This is a genomic window from Micromonospora parathelypteridis (assembly GCF_014201145.1).
In the GTDB taxonomy this organism is placed as follows: Bacteria; Actinomycetota; Actinomycetes; order Mycobacteriales; family Micromonosporaceae; genus Micromonospora; species Micromonospora parathelypteridis.
In genome coordinates this window covers 740,600-759,862 of the sequence record NZ_JACHDP010000001.1, presented here as the reverse complement: position 1 = coordinate 759,862, position 19,263 = coordinate 740,600, and the positions used below count along the sequence as shown (strand labels likewise).

Sequence of the window (19,263 nt, the reverse complement as noted above, 5' to 3'; positions counted from 1 at the left end):
GGAGAACACAAACATGTCCAACGAGGACAAGCTCCGGCATTTTCTCAAGCAGCTCACCACCGATCTCCATCAGACTCGCGAGCAGCTGCGCAAGACCGAGGCCGACGCGCACGAGCCAATCGCAATCATCGGCATGAGCTGCCGGTACCCCGGCGACGTGGATTCGCCCGAGGCGCTCTGGGAGATGGTGCGCGACGGACGCGACGGGGTGTCACAGGTCCCCGGCGACCGCGGGTGGCAGCTGCCCGAGACGGATGACGGCGTGGCGCCGGGAGGCAGCGGCGGCTTCCTGTACGGCGCCGGCGACTTCGACTCGGCCTTCTTCGGCATCTCACCGTGGGAGGCACTGGCGATGGACCCCCAGCAGCGGCTGCTGCTCGAGTCGTCCTGGGAAGCCATGGAGCACGCCGGCCTGGACCCGGCGCGGCTGCGTGGCAGCTCGACGGGCGTCTTCGCCGGTTTGATGAACAACACCGACTATCTGGCGCAGGGCCCACAGCTGCCGGAGGGTATCGGCGGTTTCCTGAGCACCGGCACCTCCGGCAGCGTCGCCTCCGGTCGGATCGCGTACACCTTCGGCCTGGTCGGTCCGGCACTGACCGTCGACACCGCGTGCTCGTCCTCGCTGGTCACCCTACATCTGGCGGTCCAGTCACTGCGCCGCGGCGAATGCGCCCTGGCGCTCGCCGGAGGGGCCACGGTGATGTGTGCACCGGGCACGTTCATCGAGGTCAGCAAGCAGCAGGGGCTGGCCGCCGATGGCCGGTGCAAGGCGTTCTCCGACGACGCCGACGGCGCCGGGTTCGCCGAGGGCGCCGGCATGCTGATGCTGGAACGGCTGTCCGACGCGGTCCGTAACGGCCGGCGCATCCTTGCTGTCGTCCGCGGCAGCGCGGTCAACCAGGACGGTGCCTCCAACGGGCTCACCTCTCCGCACGGGCCGTCACAGCAGCGGGTCATCCGGGACGCCCTCGCCGACGCCCAGCTGACCCCGAAGCAGATCGACGCGGTCGAGGCGCACGGCACCGGCACCCCGCTGGGCGACCCCATCGAGGCGCAGTCGGTCATCGCGATCTACGGCCGGGCCAACGACGCGCAGCGCCCGCTGTGGCTGGGCTCGTTCAAGTCCAACGTCGGTCACACCCAGGCCGCGGCGGGGGTCGGCGGCATCATCAAGATGGTGATGGCGATGCGGGCCGGCATCCTGCCGCCCACGCTGCACGTCTCGAAACCCTCTGCGAAGGTTGATTGGGAGGGCAGCGGCGTCGCCCTGCTCACCGAGGCGCGGGCCTGGCCGGAGACCGGCGAGCCGCGCCGCGCCGGGGTCTCCTCGTTCGGCGTCAGCGGTACGAACGCCCACGTACTCCTTGAACAGGCACCCGAGCCCGTGGCGATGCCGCGTAAGGCCGGCGAGCCGGATCCGGCTCTGCCGGACGGACCTGCGCCGTGGGTGCTCTCCGCTCGCTCTCAGAAGGCGCTGCGCGGACAGGCCAAACGGCTGCACGAGTTCGTCGCCGCTCGCCCCGATCTCGAACCGGCGGCCGTCGCGGCCACCCTGCTGACCCGGAGGGCGACTTTCGACCATCGCGCTGCGGTCGTCGGAGACGATCGCGAGTCGTTCCTCGCCGGCCTGAAGCAGCTTGTGGCGGGTGGCCCCGCCGACAACCTGGTGCAGCACGAAGCCAATCCCGAGATGAGGACCGCCTTCGTCTTCCCCGGACAGGGCTCGCAGTGGGCCGGCATGGCGGCAGGGTTGCTCGACGCCTCACCCGTGTTCGCGGAGTCGGTGGCCCAGTGCGACGCGGCTCTGCGCGAGTTCCTCGACTGGTCCGTCATGGACGCGCTGCGGGGCGTGCCGGGAGCACCGACTGTCGAGCAGATCGACGCGTTGCAGCCGATGCTCTTCACCACGATGGTGTCCCTGGCGGAGCTGTGGCGCAGCTGCGGCGTGCAGCCGTCCGCGGTGGTCGGGCACTCGCAGGGTGAGGTCGCGGCCGCGTACGTTGCTGGCGCCCTGTCGTTGCGCGACGCCGCCCGGATCGTCGCGCTGCGCAGTCGGGCCCTGCTCACTCTGATCGGTACTGGAACGATGGCCTCGGTGCTCGCCCCGGTCGAGGCGGTACGGGAACGCCTCACCGCGTGGGGCGACCGGCTCTCGGTCGCGGTGGTGAACGGCCCCGGCGCGTGTGTGGTGGCCGGCGAGTCCGACGCGATGGACGAGTTCGCTGCGGCGTTGGAGCTGGAGAACATCCGGGTTCGCCGGATTCCCGGCGCGCTCGGCGCGGGTCACTCGGCGAGCGTCGAGGTGCTGCGCGACCGTGTTCTGGCCGACCTCGCGCCGATCCGCCCCCGCAGCGCCGAGATCCCGCTGTACTCGACCGTCACCGGCGGGCTGCTGGACACCGTGAAGATGGACGCGGAGTACTGGTACCGCAACATGCGCCAGACCGTCGAGTTCGAGCTTGCCATCCGGGCGCTGCTGGCCGACGGCCACGGCCTTGTCCTCGAAATGAGCGCGCACCCCGTCCTCACGGTGCCCGTGCAGGGCATCCTCGATGACGCCCGCAGTGACGCCACCGTGCAGGGCACGCTGCGCCGCGACGACGGGAGCCCGCTTCGCTTCGTCGCCGCGCTGGCCGATGCGCACACCCGGGGCGCGGCCCTGGACTGGCGAGCCGTCTTCGACCTTTCCGGTACGGAGCTGGTCGACCTGCCCACCTACGCGTTCCAACGCAGCCGCTACTGGTTGGAACCCGCCGTCCAGGCCGGCGACGTCACGTCGGCCGGCCTCGTCCCGGTCGCCCACCCGCTGCTCGTCGCGGCCGTGGAGCCGGCACAGACGGACGGACTGCTGCTCACGGGCCGGTTGTCGCTGAAGACCCACCCGTGGCTGGCGGACCACGCCGCCCTGGACACCGTGTTGTTGCCCGGCACGGCGTTCGTCGAACTCGCACTGCACGCCGGTGCGCTGGCCGGCTGCCCGCATCTCGCCGAGCTCACCTTCGAGGAGCCGATGGTGCTGCCCGAGCAGGGCGGGCTGGCCCTCCAGGTGGTGGTCGCGGAATCCGACGGCACCGGACAGCGCTCGATCGAGATCTACGCGCGCCCCGAGGATCAGGACCTGAGCGCGCCGTGGACGCGGCACGCCAGCGGCACGCTGGCCGCTGGAGCACCATCGGCCTCCTTCGACCTTCGTGCCTGGCCACCGCCGGGCGCCGAACCCGTCGACGTCGCTGGCGTCTACGACCGGTTCCACGCCGCCGGCATCGGGTACGGCCCGGCGTTCCAGGGCCTGCGCAGGGCGTGGCGGCGCGGCGAGGAGATCTTCGCGGACGTGGCACTCCCCGACGACCAGCGCGGGGACGCGGACAGCTTCGGCATCCATCCGGCCCTGCTGGACGCGGCGATGCATGCGGTAGGGGTCGGTGCCGCGGAGTCCGCCGACGATCCCGCGAACGAGGGCGGTGGGCTGTGGCTGCCGTTCTCCTGGCGCACGGTGACCCGCTATGCCACCGGCGTGAGCGCTCTGCGGGTCCGCTTCGCTCCTGCCGAGCAGGGGACGATGGCGCTGACCGTGGCGGATGACGCGGGCGAGCCTGTCCTGTCCGCCGCCGGCCTGATCGTGCGGCAGATCTCCGCCGACCGGTTCAGTGCCGTGGGAGGTCGCAATCGTCAGTCCCTGTTCCAGCTCGATTGGCCGCAGCAGCCACTGCCCGCCACCCCTGCGGCCGAGAGTCGCGCGGTCATCGGCACCACCCTGTCGGAGATCGGGACGGTCTACCCGGACCTGCGGTCACTGGTCGCCGCCCTCTACACCGGGTCGCAGCCACCGGCCGTCGTGTTCGCCCCGCTCGGGTCCTGGACGAGCGGGGCGGCACCCGAGCTGACGGCCGAGCGTACGCACGCGGCCGCGCAGGAGGCGCTGGCCCTGGTCCAGGCCTGGCTCGGCGAGCGCCGACTGGCCGACAGCCGGCTGGTGGTCGTGACCCGCGGCGCGGTGGCTGCCGGATCGGACGAGACTCCAGCCGACCCCGCGTACTCCCCGATCTGGGGACTGCTGCGGTCGGTGCAGTCGGAGAGCCCGGACCGCTTCACGCTTGTCGACCTGGACGAGAGCCCGGCTTCGGCGGCGGCCCTGCCGGCGGCGGCCGAGGCAGGCGAGCCCGAGGTGGCGCTGCGCGACGGCAAGCTGCTCGCCCCCCGGCTGGCCCGGGCAACCGTACGGGTCGACAGCCCGGCCCGGCTCGACCCGGCCGGCACGGTGCTGATCACCGGCGGCAGCGGAACGCTGGGGGCGCTCGTCGCCCGGCATTTGGTGACCGGCCACGGCGTCCGGCACCTGCTGCTGACGAGCCGGCGGGGACCAGACGCACCGGGCGCGGCCGAGCTTCGGGCCGAGTTGGAGGCGCTCGGCGCCACGGTCACCCTCGCCGCGTGCGACGTCAGCGACCGCGCGGCGCTGGCCGCCCTGCTCGCGGACATTCCGGCCGAGCACCCGCTGACCGCTGTCGTGCACAGTGCCGGCGTTCTCGACGACGGCGTGGTCGAAGGCCTCACCCCCGCCCGGCTGGAGCGCGTGCTGCGGCCCAAGGTGGACGCCGCGTTGAATCTGCACGAACTCACCCGTGACCATGATCTGGCCGCGTTCGTGCTGTTCTCCTCGGCGGCGGGGGTCCTGGGCAACCTGGGTCAGTCGAACTACGCGGCGGCGAACTCCTTCCTGGACGCCCTGGCCCAGCACCGCCGCGGTCAGGGTCTTGCGGCCACCTCGCTGGCCTGGGGACTGTGGCTCGACAGTCTCGGTGCGATCGACGCCATGGCCGGTGCCGCTACCGGCGCGCGCACCGCCGCCCGCATCCCCGGGCTCACCACCGACGAAGGCCTCGCGCTGTTCGACGCGGCACTGCTCTGTGAGCGACCGCTGCTGCTGCCGATGCGCCTGGACCTTGCGGGGCTGCGCAATCCGGCGGCGGGTGGCGGGGTGCCGGCGAAGCTGCGCGGCCTACTGCCGAAGACCCATCCCGGCGCTGGCCGCGTCGAGGAGCAGTCGTTGGCCGAACGGCTCGCCGGGATGCCGGTGGTGGAGCGTACGCCGATCCTGGTCGAACACGTCCGTGCGCAGGCCGCCGCCGTACTCGGCTATTCGGACACGGAAGCGGTCGGCGCCAACCACCGCTTCCTGCAGATGGGGTTCGACTCGCTGACCGCGCTGGAGTTGCGTAACCGGCTCGGCGCGGCCACGGGTGTGCGTCTGCCCGCCACGGTCGCGTTCGAGAACCCCACTCCGCAGGCGCTCGCCGCCTACCTGGCCACCGCGATGGCCGCCGAGCCGCAGCCGGGTGACGCCGGCCCGGTCGAGCGGCAGTCCGCGCCGGACGAGGCCGCCGGCGGCCTGCTCGGCCGGATGCTGGGCGAGGCCGGGCGCGCCGGGCAGGTGCCGGAGTTCCTGCATCTGCTGACCGCGGTGTCGCAGTTCCGGCCGACCTTCACCCGGGCCGAGCAGGCCGGTGCCGCGCTCGACGTGGTCCGGCTGGCCAAGGGCGAGACCGGTCCCGGCCTGGTGTGTATCCCCTCGGTGCTGCCGATGTCCGGCCCGCACGAGTACGCCAGGTTCGCCACCGCCCTGCGCGACCAGCGTGAGGTGGCGGTCCTGCCGGCCCCGGGATTCGGCCGCGGTGAGCTGCTGCCCGCCGACCTCGACGTGCTCGCCGATGCGCATGCGGAGTCGTTGCTGGCGTACACCGAGGGGCGGGAGTTCGCCCTGGCGGCGCACTCCTCCGGCGGCCTGCTGGCCCACCACCTGGTGAGCCGTTTGGAGGGCCGGGGGATCAGACCGGCGGCACTCGTGCTGATCGACATCTATCCGCTCGGCGACAAGGCGTTCTCCGGCGTCCGCACCCGTATCGAAGGACCGGCGGGCCCCGCGGGGGAGGACGACGGCACTGCCACGGTCCTCGGTCTGCCCGACGACAACCGGCTCACCGCGATGGCCGGTTACTTCCGTCTGTTCCGCGAGTGGCAGCCGGAGCCCATCGAGACACCCGTACTGCTGGTGCGCGCCAGCGAACCCCTGCCGTCCTGGCAGGACGAGCAGGACTGGCGCTCGACCTGGCAGCACGAGCACAGCGTGCTGGACGCGCCGGGTGATCACTTCACGATGATGGAGACCCACGCGGGCGAGACCGCCCAGCTGATCCATCACTGGCTCGGCGGTCTGCGGAGTCACTGAACGGGTGGGGGTGGACGCGGCATAACGCGCGTCCACCCTTTTCTCCATCCAAGGGCCCAGGCGCGGGTGCCGGTGATCCGCATAACCTCGGCGGAGAGAAAAAATGACAGGAGGTTTCTCATGAGTGACGCGATGCGTGATGCCGTGGTGCTGAGCGCCATCCTGCTCGCCATAGTCCTATTCACCCAGGTCGGCCGGCACCGATTCGGTGTCATCAAATTGCTACTGCCGCTCGGGCTGGTGGTCTTCGTCGCTTTCGAGATGTTGAGTAGCCTGGAATTCACGGCGCCCAACATGACCGCCGCAGGCACCGGCGTCGCCATTGGCGTCGGCATCGGTATTGGTCTATTGTGGACGATGAAGGTGGAGACGGACCGCGGCAACGGCAAGGTCTACACCAGGGCCGGCCTGGCCTACCTGGCGATCTGGCTGACGGTGCTGGTGGGTCGGCTCATCTTTATCTGGTCGCTGGAGAACGTCGACTCGTTCGCCATCGAATTCGGTAAGTGGATCGTGAAGAACGAGATCGACCCGGACGGAGTCGCCGCCTTCTTCGTGCTGATGGCGATGGCGATGGTGCTGGTACGCACCGTCGGTGTGGCGGCGCGCTGGATCAAAGCATTGCGAGCGGCGAATTCAGAGCCGCCGCAGGTACCCGTCGAGGTCTGACGCGGTTCCGTGGCCCCAGGCCCGCCGGCGTGTTCTCTCTCGCTATTCCGCGGCCGCCGTGGGATTGCAATTCAGGGGCACCTAGGGGTTTTGCGGATCCCCGCCCGGACAGAGGATGACAGGCGAGTCCTGGGGCACGGAGCAACGATGAAGTCGGGAGCGCACATGCGAATTTTCTGTACGGTGACCGGTACCCAGGGGCACGCGAATGAGGTCCTGCCGATCGCCCGGGCCCTGCTGCGGGCCGGGCACGAGGTCGCGGTCGCGGTCCCGGACGCGCTGACCGTGGTGTTCGACCAGACGCCGGTGCAGTTGCACCCCGTCATGCCGAGCATCCCCGAGGTGATGCAGTCCATCTTCTCGATGCGCTTCGAGCGGGACCCGAACCAGCCCGAGCTGGTGATCGATAACCGGATGGAGATGATCCTCTGGGGCGGCGGCCCGCACATCACGGGCACCTTCCACACGGTTCTCCCACTGGCCCGCGAGTTCCGACCCGACCTCATCCTGCGCGACGGTGGCGAGGTGACCGGCGTGCTGATCGCCGAGGCGCTCGGTGTGCCGCACGTGTCGTGCCCCTCCGGCCCAACGAACGTCATTGACCCCGAGGGTCTGCTGCCGCTGCTGAACAAGCGGCGCGCGGAAGTTGGGCTTCCCGCTCAGGACGATCCCTGGTCCATGTACCGCTACGGCCGGGTCGACTGCATGCCGGCCGCGTACTCCTTCGCCCGTTACGCGGTGCCGGAGGCCTTTGCCTACCGGCAGCCGGCGTCACTGAACGAGGCCGAAGGGCTGCCGGCGGAGCTCGCCGATCTCGCCGGTGACCGGCCCCTGGTGGTCGCCTCGGTGGGCAGTTCGCTGCCCACGGTGATGGCCATGCAGGACATGGGGATCGATCCGCCCGAGGGAATGATCCATCCGGCGGAGACCCTGCGCGCGATCGTCGGCGGGCTGTCGGCGCTGGACTGCCACGCGGTCGTCGGCACGGCGGGCTTTCCGATCGACGGCGTCACGGTCGGCGCCAACGTGCACCTCATGGACTGGATCCCGCAGATGCTGCTGCTGCAGTGCGCGCAACTGTTCATCACCCACGCGGGCTACAACAGTGTGCGGGAAGCGGTGCGGCAGGGCATTCCGATGGTCTCTCTCCCGCAGTTCGGCGACATGCACCACAACGCGGCCAGGATCGATGAGAGGCACCTGGGCCGTACCGTCAACGAGGTGACCCCCGAGGGGGTTGCCGCCGTGGCGAAGCAGGTCCTGCACGACGATCGGATCACCGCCGGGATACGCAGCGCGCACCGGCAGATGCTCGGACTGCCCGGCGTCGAGGCGGTCGTCGGCCTGATCGAGCGGACCGTTGACTCTCACTGAGTGTGGGGCCCGTTGGGCCTCGCACGGACTGCGGTGCGCCCCCGTTTCCGCGGTCCGTAAGCGCGGGTACGGAGGGCCATCCGGGCACTCCGCCGGTGGACCTCCGTACCCGCGCGACCCCTCCGGCTCAGGCGACCGCCCGCGAGTCGACGCCCGAGAGTTTGGTCGGCAGATCCCTCCGGCGCCGGACGTCGAGCTTGCGGTAGATCCGCGTGAGGTGCTGCTCCACCGTGCTCACCGTGACGAAGAGCTGAGCCGCGATCTCCCGGTTGGTGTGCCCCTCGGCGGCGAGCGCCGCCACTCGGGCCTCCGCCTCGGTCAGCGGCTCGGTCTCCGGAGACCGGGGGAGTGTCCCCCGGGTGGGCGGGGTCACCTCGCTCTCCGAGTAACCGGGGATCAACTGCTCGCACAGTGGTTCGGCGCCGCAGGACTTGGCCAGATGCCACGCCTTGCGGACCAACATGCGAGCCTGGTTGACGTCACCCTCGGCCTGGTGGCACCGGCCGAGCTCGCCTAGGGCGAGCGCCAGCTGCAACCGGTTGCCGCCGTCCTCAAGAATCTCGACAGCCTCACGCAGCATCGGCAGCCGTCGTGGCCCGGTCTCGATGCTGCCCAGGATGCGCAGCAGCACCGCACGCTGCCCGCGCAGACCCCGCCCGGAACGGCGCAGCTGCTCCTCGGCGAGGTCCTTGGCCCGCTTCGGCTCGCCGAGGGCGAGCCACGCCTCGGCGGCGTCGATGCGCCACGGCACCACCTGCGGATTGTCCATGCCGTAGGCCTCCATGGACTCACCACAGGCCAGGAAGGTCTCCAGCGCGGCGTGCGGCCGGCCAGTGGCCAGGTACCACCGCCCGCGGGCCTGCCGGTAATGCAGGCCGGGGGTGGTCTGTGAAAGAGCAGGGGGTACGGACTGGTCCAGCATGCGCATCGCCTCGTCGTAACGACCCATTGCCGTATAGGCCTGGACGAGCACCGCCAGCGGCTGGGCGATACCGAGGCCCCAGCTCTGCGTGGACATCTGGTTCAGTGCGACGCGGGCATGGTTCTCCGCGACACCGAGTTCCCCCAGCCGCAGGGCGATCTCGGCCCGCACGACGGTCAGCATCGCCCGCCAGGACGGCGTGTCCCGGCTGGAACACTCGTCGAGCAGTCGCTCGCACCAGGAGAGCGCGAGGTCAAGCCGGTCGGCGTAGATCAGCGCCCACAGCGCCGACACGAGGGGATGGACCGCGTTGTCGGTGAGGTGGTAGCGCTGCAGTACGCGGATCGCCTCGTCGACCGCCGGCGTCGTGTCGACGTCACCGGACAGCGCGGCGGAGTAGGCGGAGGCGGCGTGCAGGTACGGCAGCGCGTGCTGCGAGCCGGAGGCGGTATCGGCGAGCGTCGTCCCGCTGTCGGTGTCCGGGGTCGCGTCCTGCGAAGTCAGGAGGGTGAAGCGGGGGCGCAGGTGCGGGATGAAGGCCGTGAGCCAGTTCTGAGCGGCGTTGATCGCGGTCACGGCCGACGGGCCAGCCGCCTCCGGTGCGTCGGTCAGCTCCGCCACGATGTCGATTGCCCGGTCGACCTGTCCGGCCCAGGACAGGTACGCCACCGACATCGGCAGGCTCTGGTAGGCGGTCTGATCCTGCATGGTCGCCGGAGTCAGCCGGGACAGGTAGCCGCGGGCGGCCGCCGGGGCCGTACGCCAGGTGGCCCGGATGAGCCTGCTGTTGATCTCAGCCCGGACGTTCTGGTCCGGGCAGACCCGGTAAGCGAGCTCAAGGCAGCGACGGGCGAACTCGGTGTCGTCGTCGACGAGCGCGTAGTCGGCGGCCTTGCACAGCACCGGCACGGTCCACGGCTCGGTGTCGCGGCCGCGCAGCACGAGTTGCCGGGCAACGTCCGTCGGAGGGGCGCCACAGTCGAACAACAACCGGGCCGCCCGGTCACGCAGGCTGTACAGGACCTCCGCGGGTGCGTGATCCAGGACGGCCGCCCGTGCTGTCGGGTCCCGGAACTGTCCCTCGTCGATCAGTCCGCACCGGTTGAGGTCCTCGAGCGCCTGCACCACCGCACGGGGTTGCATGTCGAGCAGCCTGCTGATCATCAGTGGCGTGGCCGCCGTACCGAGCGCCGCGATGGCGCGGGCGACGCTGAGCATGTCGGGCTCACCGCGGTGCAGGCAGTCGAGCACACCGTGGACGTACGTCTCTGCTCGGACCAGAGGTTCGGCATCGGTCGTCGTCTGTTCCGCTGCGACGCGGGCGTCCTCGACAAGTGCCCGGACGAGCAGCGGATTGCCGCCGGTGGCGGAGTGGACCTCGTCGGCCAGCCGTGCGGCGGTCTGCGCGCCGAGTTGGCCGCTTATCAGGCGGGTGGTGCCGGACTTCGAGAGCATGCGCAGCCGAAGGCGGGTGAAATGCGGCTGACGCTGTAGTTCCGAGTGGAAGTCCGCCTCGTCGCGATGGGTCCGCACGTTTGTGGTGAGTAATATCAGCACCCTGGCGCGTCTGATCCGCCGGGAGAGGTGCAGCAGGTACTGCTTGGACGCGTTGTCGGCGCGATGTATGTCGTCGATGGCGATGACCACGGGCCGTCGCTCGGAGAGGTGCAGCAGCGTCGTCGATAGATAGGCCATGAGCGCCGCGCAGGCGGACATCGGCTCGGTCGCTTCCTCGAGCAGACGCAGGATCACCGCCATGATGTCGGGTGCCACCGGCAGGCTGTCGATGATCTTCCGGACGACGCCGAACCGCACGTTGCGTTCGGAGCAGGAGGCTACGGCGTCCAGCACTACGGCGCCGCGTGCTACCGCCTGGTCCGCCACCTCCACCAGTAGTTCGGACTTGCCACTGGCCACCGCGCCACTGATCATGGCGATGTGGCCGCTGCCCTCCGTCGCGCCGACCAGCAGGTTCTCCAGTACGGCGATCTGTGTGTCACGTTCGATGAGCGTTGGTGTTGACATGGTGCCCCCGTTTTTCTGACCACAACAACAGACGTTTCGGTTACTCCGGTCCGGTTACCAGTTGGACAGGCGTCCTGGCCTGCTTGTTCGCCCCTTGCCCGACTGAGCGGGAGTCGTTGGCCAGCCGGTCGGCCACCAACCCGTTGATTGCCTCCTGGTGGTTGGCGAGGAAGAAGTGACCACCGGCGAAGGTGCGCGTCGCGAACTCCCCGGTGGTGTGCCGGCGCCAGGCCGCGACCTCGTCGAGGGTCGACCGCGGATCGGCGTCGCCGGTCAGCGCCGTGATCGGCGCGCTGATCACTGCTGCGGCACCGGGCTGATAGCGCTCCACCGCGGTGTAGTCGCTGCGGATCGCCGGCATCGCCATGCGCAGCAACTCCTCGTCGGCCAGGATCCGCGCGTCGGTGCCGCTCAGCTCGCGCATCTCGGCGACGATGCCGTCGTCGTCGCGCAGATGCACCGTCTCGTGCCGGTGCGTGGATGGCGCGCGGCGACCGGAGACGAACACGTGCGTCGGAATGATGCCGTGCTGCTGCTCCAGCCGGCAGGTCACCTCGAAGGCGAGTATCGCCCCCATGCTGTGCCCGAACAGGGCCATCGAGGACCGCAGCCGCGGGCGCAGCGCGGCCGTGATCTGGTCGGCCAGCTGTCCGATGTCCTCGATGCGCGGATCCGTCCGGCGGTCCTGCCGGCCCGGATACTGCACCGCGAGCACGTCGACCCTCGGTGACAGCGCGCGCGACATCGGGAAGTAGAACGATGCCGACCCGCCGGCGTGCGGCAGGCAGATCAGCTGCGCCGCGCCGGGCTCGGCATTATGGAACGAACGGACCCAGGTATCGTCCTCGGGCGTCTCACTCACTGCGATTCTCGCTCTCCTGCCTTGGTCTGACACATCGGGACCTATCCGTCGATCACCATAGGCAGGACCGCCCGGTCGGGAGCACCCCTACTTCGCCGCCGGGTAGGGGTGGGGCGACCCGGTGACCCGACGCTTGCGCCCGACATCGGGAAAGACGTAAGGGAATGTTCACGCACTGTTGCGACGCCTCTGTGGAAGTCGACACCAGGCCGGCTGGTCCCCGTGCTTTCCAAATGCAACCCCGGCGTGTTCGGGCCGGAGCATCGCGCACGCGTCGACCAGCGTCGAGCGTGTTTGTGTCAGATCGATGACGTCGTTGCCACCGGTCAATCACATTCACGACTCCCTCTGCTTTCCCGTCCGCAATCTCGTCCGTTGTCCCGCGCTGGGCAGCGGCCTGTGTCGATGGATCGGGAGCCCATCGCGTGGTGAGTTTCGCCGGAGGCTGGCGCCGGACGAGGTGGACGCGCGGCAGTGCGCGTGCCCCCCGGACTGGTGGCTCCCGGGCGCGATTCGGGCCTGCCGCAACGGTGTCCGAGCGATCCGAGCGGTCGAGACCGTCCGGACCGCCATGGTGACCGCGGGCCCCGCATCCACCGGTGGCTGCCGCTATTCGCTGGTCGCGACCCCCTATTCATCCAGATTCATCCGGTACGGCAGTGGGTGCGCCCAACGGCTAGGGGCGGTTAAGGGTGTCCGGGCTCCTGGTGCATCAATAGGCTTCCATTCCGATGAGTCGTTCGACGTGGAGGACGTCATGAGTGATACGTCAAATTCGTTTTCGGAACCCGTCCTCGATGCCGCGGATGGGACCTTCGTGCAGGCGTTGCTCGAGGGTGGTCCGGCCGACTTCCCGGCCGATCTGCGCACCCAGACCGCAGCCGCCGGGCAGGATCGGATCAAGATTACGTACTGTGGCGGACACGAGCATTTCGATCGGTGCGCCGGTAATGTTTCCCCGGTTATTTTCCGGTGGAGCGGCCGCACCCGCATCGCGGAATGACCGGGTGTGCTGATCGGTGGATGTGATATCACTGCGAGTATTCCGGTATCGTTGCCGGGCAGTGGTGCGGACAATGTCGAGTTCCTGGTTGAGTGGTGGAGTAGGTGGTGGCTGTGGGGTCGGTAGGTAAGGTCATCCGGTTCGACGAGGTGCGTGGTTACGGCTTCATCGCGCCGTCGAGAGGCGGGGACGACATCTTCGTGCACGCGAACGACTTCGGTGAGCAGCGGCATCTCGTGCACCCCGGCATGCGTGTCGAGTACGAAGTGGAGGCCGGCGATCGTGGCCTGAAGGTGGCGTCCTTGCGGATCCTCGAGCCGGTCGCGGTTCCGCGGCCGGAGCGGGCACCTGACGCCGCGCCGACCCGGACCGCCCAGGCCGGTGATGACGACGGGATGTGCGACGTCCTGTCGCCGCGCGAGTTCACGTCCGAGGTGACCGAGTTGCTGATCGAGCGGGTGCCGACGTTGACCGCGGCACAGGTCTCCACGATCCGGCAGTCACTGGTCGACCACGCCCGATCGCACGGCTGGGTCGAGAGCTGAGCCTGCGGCCGTTCTACGGGCCACCTCGTCGCGTCCTCCGGGTGCGATGAGGTGGCCCTTTTCGGCGATGGGCGCCGTGCCGTCGTCATCGGCGTTCGGGTGCGAACGGCACCCGCATGGCGATGCCCTGGCGGGTTACGGCCAGGGCCTCGCCGATGAAGCTGATGCCGATGGAGAGTTGGATCGGACGGGCGGCTGCCTGCATGCCGAACTTGTCGGCGAGCAGGCTGTAGCCGAACATCACGACCAGGGTGCCGACGATGGCCGCGAAGGTCCGACCGCGGTAGCGCTGCCACAGGAAGCCGCGCTTCTCGTAGACCACGACGAGCGAGCCGCGCAGATAGCCGAGGGCGAGACCCAGGGCGGAGCCGCCTACCAGCCATGCGTAGTCGACAGCGTGGAGGCCATCGGTCTTGAACAGGGTGTAGAGGCCGATGGCGGTGAGGATCACCGGTGGCGCCCACAGGTCGCGCCCGTTCAGCGGCTCGCCGATCAGCCGCTTTACCACGATGACGATCAGTGCGATGGCGATGATCGCCGCCAGGACCCAGCCGTTCACTGCGGTACCTCCCCCGTTTTTTGGCATTGCGGTGTCAAATTATCATGGCACCGTCGTGCTATAAAGACCTGATGCCAAAGATCGTCGATCCCCAGCAACGCCGCCGTGCGGTGGCCGACGCCGTGCACGCCGTCGTCGCACGCTGCGGCCTGGAAGCGGCCACGCTGCGCAACGTGGCCGACGAAGCGGGGCTGGCCGTCGGATCGGTTCGGCACTACTTCACCGACCACGACGAGCTGATGATCTTCGCGGTGCAGGAGCTGGGGCGCCGCGTCGGCGAGCGGGTCTGGGCGCACGCCGAGCGCCTGCTCAGCGGGTCCACCGGCAGCCGCGAGGACCGACGCCGCCGCACCGAGGAACTCCTCGCCGAATTCCTGCCGCTCGACGACGTACGGCGCGACGAGGTGGTCCTCCGGCACACGTTCACCACGGCGGCCCGGACTCGTCCGCCGCTGCTCACCCACGCCGAGGCGATGCAGCAGACCCTGCACGAACTGGTTCATCGCACACTGCAGGGTGCGCAGACGTCCGGCGGCCTGCCCGCCGACCTCGACCTGGAGCTGGAGAGCGTCCGCCTGCGTGCGCTGCTCGACGGCCTGGGCCTGCAGGCCGCGTTGTTCCCGCGACGCTTCACGTCGGATCTGCTGCGTGAGGTCCTGCACCATCACCTGGACTCGCTGGTCGCGGCCTCGGACCGCGGTCCAGAGTAGAGATCTTGGCGCAGGTCAGCCAGGTAGGTGGTGTCGCGGCGTGCCGCCGCGATGACCGCCGGATCGATCTCGCCGGTCAGCAACGTCTCCCGATCGGGCGCCGCAACCACCGAGCTGCCGTCCGGCGCGGCGATCGTGGTCATTCCGCAGAAGCGCAACGGCGGCCGCTCGCCGGTCCAGTTGGTGTAGGCGATGTACAGCTGGCTCTCGAAGGCACGTGCTGGCACGAGTGTGCGGGCGACGATCTGCCAGGGTTCCATGAGCGCGGTGGGCACCACCAGCAACTCGGTCCCGGCCAACGCGTGTGCCCGGACGAGCTCGGGGAACTCGACGTCGTAGCAGACGAGCAGGCCCACGGTCAGACCGTCCAGGGACGTCTGCACGACCGGAACCGAACCGGCGGCGAACCAGGCTCCGTCCATCTCGCCAAACAGGTGTGTCTTGCGGTAGACCGCCGCGGTGCGACCCTGGGCGGTGACGAGGGCGACGGAGTTGTAGACCGTCGTGCCGTCCCGCTCCGGCCAGCCGTAGACGATGGCGACGCCGGTTCTGCGGGCTATGGCGTGCACGGCCTCCCGCCACGGCCCGTCGACCGGCTCCGCCGCCTCGGCGAGAGTGGCCGGCCGCAACGGATAGCCGGCGAGCGACATCTCCGGCGCCACCAGCAGCCGAGCCCCGTCGGCCGCTGCCTGCCGGGCCGCGACCTCAAGTCGGCGCAGGAAGTCCGCAACCCCGCCGGGCGTGCATCCGGCCTGCCAACAGGCGATCCTGGTCATGGTTTCGCATCGGCCCGGGCGAGCTGCGCCATCTGCTGCTTGTCCGGCTTGCCATTGCGGTTGAGCGGGAACTCGCCGACGACCAGCACCCGGTTCGGGCGCTCGAACTGCGGCAGCGCTTCGGTCAGCCGACCCCACCAGTAGGACGGGTCACGCTCCTGCTCGTCCTCGACGACGAAGACCAGCCGGGCGTCGAGGCGTTCGTCCTCCAGCGCCACCACCCGCACCGAACACCCGGCGGCGGCGGCCTTGCGCTCGATCAATTCGGGATACAGCGTGTAGCCCATCCGGTGGACGGCAAGCTTGCGGCCGAGGACGGTGAGGTTGCCGTGCTGGTCGAGGTGACCGAGGTCGCCGGTCGACTGCCAGCCGCTCGGGAGCGGGACCAGGGCACCGCCCTCGCTCAGGTGCCCCTCCATCGCGTCCGGGGTGTCGACCTCGATCTCCCCGGCCTCGCCCGGAGCGACCTCTCGCCCATCGTCGTCGGTCACCCGCAGCCGAATGCCCTCCATCGCCTTGCCGCAGGCCACCGGGTTGTCCAGGGTGGCAAACGAGATGTTGCCCAGCTCGGTGCTGCCGTAGCTGTCCAGCAGCGGCAGGTTGAACTCGGCCACGTACCGATCGACGAGGTTGCTGTCGAGCGGGGCGGCGCCGACGCAGAACATCCGCACCGAGTCGAGACAGGAGCGCAGCTTCGGGTTGCGGTGCACGATGTTGAGCATGCTGCGGTAGCTCGCCGGTGTGGCGTCGATGACGGTGCTGCCGGAGATGCCGGCCAGCAGCAGAGAGCGATCCAGCCGCCGATACGGCGCCACCACCAGGGAACACCTGCGCAACCAGGCGATCAGGACCATGGACAGGCCGTACTGGTGGGAGAACGGCAGGAGGGGCAGCAGGACGTCGTCGGAGTGGTGACCCACCTGGTCGGCGTTGCGCTCCAGGTTGCGCAGGAACTTGCGACCTGACTTCACCGCGCCCTTTGGCGCGCCGGTCGAACCGGACGTCCACATGATCAGGCCGTCATCCAGATCGCCCCAGGCGTCGATGTCGAGGCGCCGGTCGTGGACCGGCCGGCCCGCCGTGGCCATCAGCAGTTCGGTGAGGGTGACCGGTTGCAGGTCGGGGTCGATCGGCGCGTCGTCGTCGACCAGTACCGCCTTGACCCCGGCGCGCTGGGCAATCCGGGTGGTCGTCTCGACGTGCTCACGCTGATCGACCAGGACGATCGAGGCGCCAGCGTGCATGAGCCCAAGCAGCGTACCGAGCCAGGCCGTCGAGTTGCCGGCCTTGAGCATGACCCGCTCGCCGAGCCCGACACCACGTTCGCGCAGGACTGCGGCGGTTCGCAGGGCATCCTGTTCGAATGCTTCCAACGTCTGGACCGACTCGGGGCTGATGATGGATGCGGTCATCGGTGGCGAGCTTCCTCTCGTGCCCGGCACGCCCGGTCCGGCACTCACGGCTGCGTGCGGCCGGCCCCGTCTGCGGTGCTCTCGGTCTTCGAGAGACCAGCGTGGGGGCGGCGCGCCATGCCCGGTAACCCCTAGTGTCCCTTGCCCGGACCGCGATAACAGACGGTCCGGAATGGTCCAGCCGAGTCCGCTACTGTGGCTGGATGCCTGGTTTGTCGCCGTGGTGAGAACAGGTCCGGCCCCGCCAAGCGGTGCCAGCCGCCGCCGCGACGGCAAGGGCGGACGACCGGGGAGCAGCTCTTCCGCCCACCTGATCGACCGCCTCGCGCCCAGCTGGCTGGTCATGCAGCTGTTCGGCACCGTGGTGCTGCTCACCGCCCTCGGCACGAGCACGGAAAGCCGATTCTGGGTGTGGTCGTTGTATACGGCGAGCCTGGTGTGCTGGCTGGTCTACCTGGTCAGCGGCCGTCGGTTCCCGCGCTTCGCCTGGGTCGAGCTGGCCATCGGCACACTGCTCGCCGCGGCGACGCTCGGGCACGCCGACGAGATCACCGCCAGTGTGCTTGCCAGCGTTCTGATCGGCCGGTTCACCGCCCTCGCCGAGCCACCGGCGCGCGTCGTCACTGCCGTGGTGAGCGCGGCCGTCGGCATCTCGGTGCTGACCTCGCTCGTCACCCAACAGCCCGCCCAGCAACTCGTCACCTATCCGGTGCTGCTGCTCACCGCGGCGCTGCTCGGCCTCAACCGGCGGCAGTACCTGCTGCGGCTGGTCCAGACGGAGGAGTTGCTCGCCGAGACGCGGCAGCGGCGAACGGAGGAGCAGCGTGCCGCAGCGCTTGCCGAGCGGGCCCGCATCGCCCGGGAGATCCACGATGTCCTGGCGCATTCGCTGGGCGCGCTCGGGGTGCAGTTGCAGGTGGTGGACACGTTGCTTGAGGAGAAGCGCGATGTGGATGCTGCCCTGGCGCGGGTACGCCGTTGCCAGCAGCTGGCCCGGGAGGGCGTCACGGAGGCGCGCCGGGCGGTGGCCGTACTGCGAGGCGACGTCCCGGAAGTGCCAAGCGCGCTGGCCGGGATGGCCGCCGCCCACCGCCACGACCATCAGGTCGCGGTGACCGTCGAGGTCCAGGGCAGTCCGTGCCCGATGACTCAGGACGTCGCGACCTCGTTGGTCCTGGTGGCCCGCGAGGCGCTGACCAACGCGGCACGGCACGCACCCGGTGCGGACGTCGCGATGACGCTGACGTACGAGAGCGCCGGTGTACGGCTCCGCGTCCGTAATGGTCCCACCGCCGGTGCGGTTCGGGTGCCCGGTCCGCGCGCGCCCGGCTACGGCCTGGTGGGGATGCGCGAGCGGCTCGCGCTGGTCGGCGGTACGCTCGCCGCCGGCGCGGAGGCGAACGGTTGTTGGCAGGTGGAGGCCATCCTGCCGAGCTGACACGGACCTGATCGGTTCACTCGCCGAGGCCGTGCCCGACGACGTAACGGACAGCCTCGACGCGGTTCTTGACCCCGGTCTTCGCGTAGGTGTTGTTCAGGTGGGTCTTGACGGTTGCCTCACTGATGAACAGCTCCGCGGCGATCTCGGCGTTGCTGAGGCCGCGGGCGACCAGCCGCAGCACCTGTGCCTCCCGCTTGGTCAGGCCGTCTGGCTGCGGTCCGTCCTGCGGTGCCGCGGCTACGGGCGCCCGCTGTGCGGTCAGGGCCGCCACCAGTGACTGCGAGACGGTGGCGTCGAGTGTCCAGTTGCCGGCCATCGCGGAGCGGATCGCCGTCAGGATCTCGTGCCGGCCGGCGTTCTTCGTCAGGTAACCCCGCGCTCCGGCCCGTAGTGCCTCGGTGATCAGGGCGTCGTCGGCGAATGTGGAGAGCAGGAGCACCGCCACGTCGGGGTACGCCTCGACGATCGCGCGAGTCGCCGCGATGCCGTCCATGACCGGCATCCGCAGGTCCATCAGCACCACGTCGGGTGACGTCTGCTGGACGAGTTGCACGGCCTGCTGGCCGTCGGTCGCCTCGCCGACCACCTCGACCCCGTCGAGCAGCTCCGCGAGTGCCACGAGCCCTTCCCGCACGGTCTGCTGATCGTCGACGATGGCCAGCCTGATGACGGGAGTCTGGTGTTCCTTCACGGAATTCCTCGGGGTCCTGGATGCCGGGCACGGGGGTGCCAGGAT

At 69.8% G+C, this 19,263-nt stretch carries 12 protein-coding genes and 1 pseudogene; 7 read left to right on the top strand and 6 right to left on the bottom strand.

Annotated features, from left to right (window positions below; genetic code table 11):
* Positions 1-13: 13 nt before the first annotated feature.
* From HNR20_RS03145 to HNR20_RS32600, 3 genes and pseudogenes are all read left to right on the top strand, one after another.
* Positions 14-6,229, top strand: a pseudogene (locus tag HNR20_RS03145) (type I polyketide synthase); the annotation flags it as partial.
* Positions 6,230-6,349: 120 nt separating this feature from the next.
* Positions 6,350-6,898, top strand: a complete 549-nt coding sequence (locus HNR20_RS03140; RefSeq protein WP_184176326.1) for a CcdC protein domain-containing protein — start codon at positions 6,350-6,352, stop codon at positions 6,896-6,898.
* 183 nt (positions 6,899-7,081) lie between these two features.
* A complete protein-coding gene (locus HNR20_RS32600; RefSeq protein WP_184176324.1) occupies positions 7,082-8,272 on the top strand; it encodes a glycosyltransferase in 1,191 nt (396 codons plus the stop codon).
* A 127-nt stretch (positions 8,273-8,399) separates the two neighbouring features.
* On the opposite strand, the gene HNR20_RS03130 is transcribed toward HNR20_RS32600, so the two are convergent.
* Both HNR20_RS03130 and HNR20_RS03125 read right to left on the bottom strand, forming a co-directional pair.
* Positions 8,400-11,219 carry a helix-turn-helix transcriptional regulator gene (locus HNR20_RS03130; protein ID WP_184176322.1) on the bottom strand — a complete coding sequence of 940 codons (2,820 nt, stop codon included), beginning with the start codon at positions 11,217-11,219 and terminating at the stop codon, positions 8,400-8,402.
* A gap of 40 nt (positions 11,220-11,259) precedes the next feature.
* Positions 11,260-12,081, bottom strand: a complete 822-nt coding sequence (locus HNR20_RS03125; RefSeq protein ID WP_184176320.1) for a thioesterase II family protein — start codon at positions 12,079-12,081, stop codon at positions 11,260-11,262.
* Positions 12,082-12,838: 757 nt separating this feature from the next.
* Between HNR20_RS03125 and HNR20_RS03120 the strand changes: the two genes are divergently transcribed.
* Both HNR20_RS03120 and HNR20_RS03115 read left to right on the top strand, forming a co-directional pair.
* Positions 12,839-13,084 (top strand): DUF5988 family protein, encoded by a 246-nt coding sequence (locus HNR20_RS03120; RefSeq protein WP_184176318.1) that lies wholly within the window; start codon positions 12,839-12,841, stop codon positions 13,082-13,084.
* Positions 13,085-13,197: 113 nt separating this feature from the next.
* Positions 13,198-13,629, top strand: a complete 432-nt coding sequence (locus HNR20_RS03115; protein ID WP_184176316.1) for a cold-shock protein — start codon at positions 13,198-13,200, stop codon at positions 13,627-13,629.
* Positions 13,630-13,714: 85 nt separating this feature from the next.
* On the opposite strand, the gene HNR20_RS03110 is transcribed toward HNR20_RS03115, so the two are convergent.
* On the bottom strand, positions 13,715-14,188 hold the full coding sequence (locus HNR20_RS03110) for a DUF1453 domain-containing protein (protein WP_184176313.1): 474 nt from the start codon (positions 14,186-14,188) through the stop codon (positions 13,715-13,717).
* Between the two features lie 71 nt (positions 14,189-14,259).
* Between HNR20_RS03110 and HNR20_RS03105 the strand changes: the two genes are divergently transcribed.
* On the top strand, positions 14,260-14,898 hold the full coding sequence (locus tag HNR20_RS03105) for a TetR/AcrR family transcriptional regulator (protein WP_184176311.1): 639 nt from the start codon (positions 14,260-14,262) through the stop codon (positions 14,896-14,898).
* On the opposite strand, the gene HNR20_RS03100 is transcribed toward HNR20_RS03105, so the two are convergent.
* Together HNR20_RS03100 and HNR20_RS03095 are read right to left on the bottom strand one after the other, a co-directional pair.
* Entirely contained in the window at positions 14,853-15,674 is an 822-nt protein-coding gene (locus HNR20_RS03100; protein WP_184176309.1) for a carbon-nitrogen hydrolase family protein, read from the bottom strand. The genes HNR20_RS03105 and HNR20_RS03100 overlap by 46 nt on opposite strands.
* Complete coding sequence (locus HNR20_RS03095; protein ID WP_184176307.1) at positions 15,671-17,086, bottom strand: class I adenylate-forming enzyme family protein; 1,416 nt, start codon at positions 17,084-17,086, stop codon at positions 15,671-15,673. Before HNR20_RS03095 ends, HNR20_RS03100 begins: the two co-directional genes overlap by 4 nt.
* Positions 17,087-17,429: 343 nt before the next feature.
* On the opposite strand from HNR20_RS03095, the gene HNR20_RS03090 reads away from it, so the two are divergent.
* Positions 17,430-18,524, top strand: coding sequence for a sensor histidine kinase (locus HNR20_RS03090; RefSeq protein ID WP_184176305.1), 1,095 nt, complete (start codon positions 17,430-17,432; stop codon positions 18,522-18,524).
* 16 nt (positions 18,525-18,540) lie between these two features.
* Here the strand turns inward: HNR20_RS03090 and HNR20_RS03085 are convergent, their stop codons facing one another.
* Positions 18,541-19,218, bottom strand: a complete 678-nt coding sequence (locus HNR20_RS03085) for a response regulator transcription factor (RefSeq protein WP_184176303.1) — start codon at positions 19,216-19,218, stop codon at positions 18,541-18,543.
* Between the last annotated feature and the right edge of the window lie 45 nt (positions 19,219-19,263).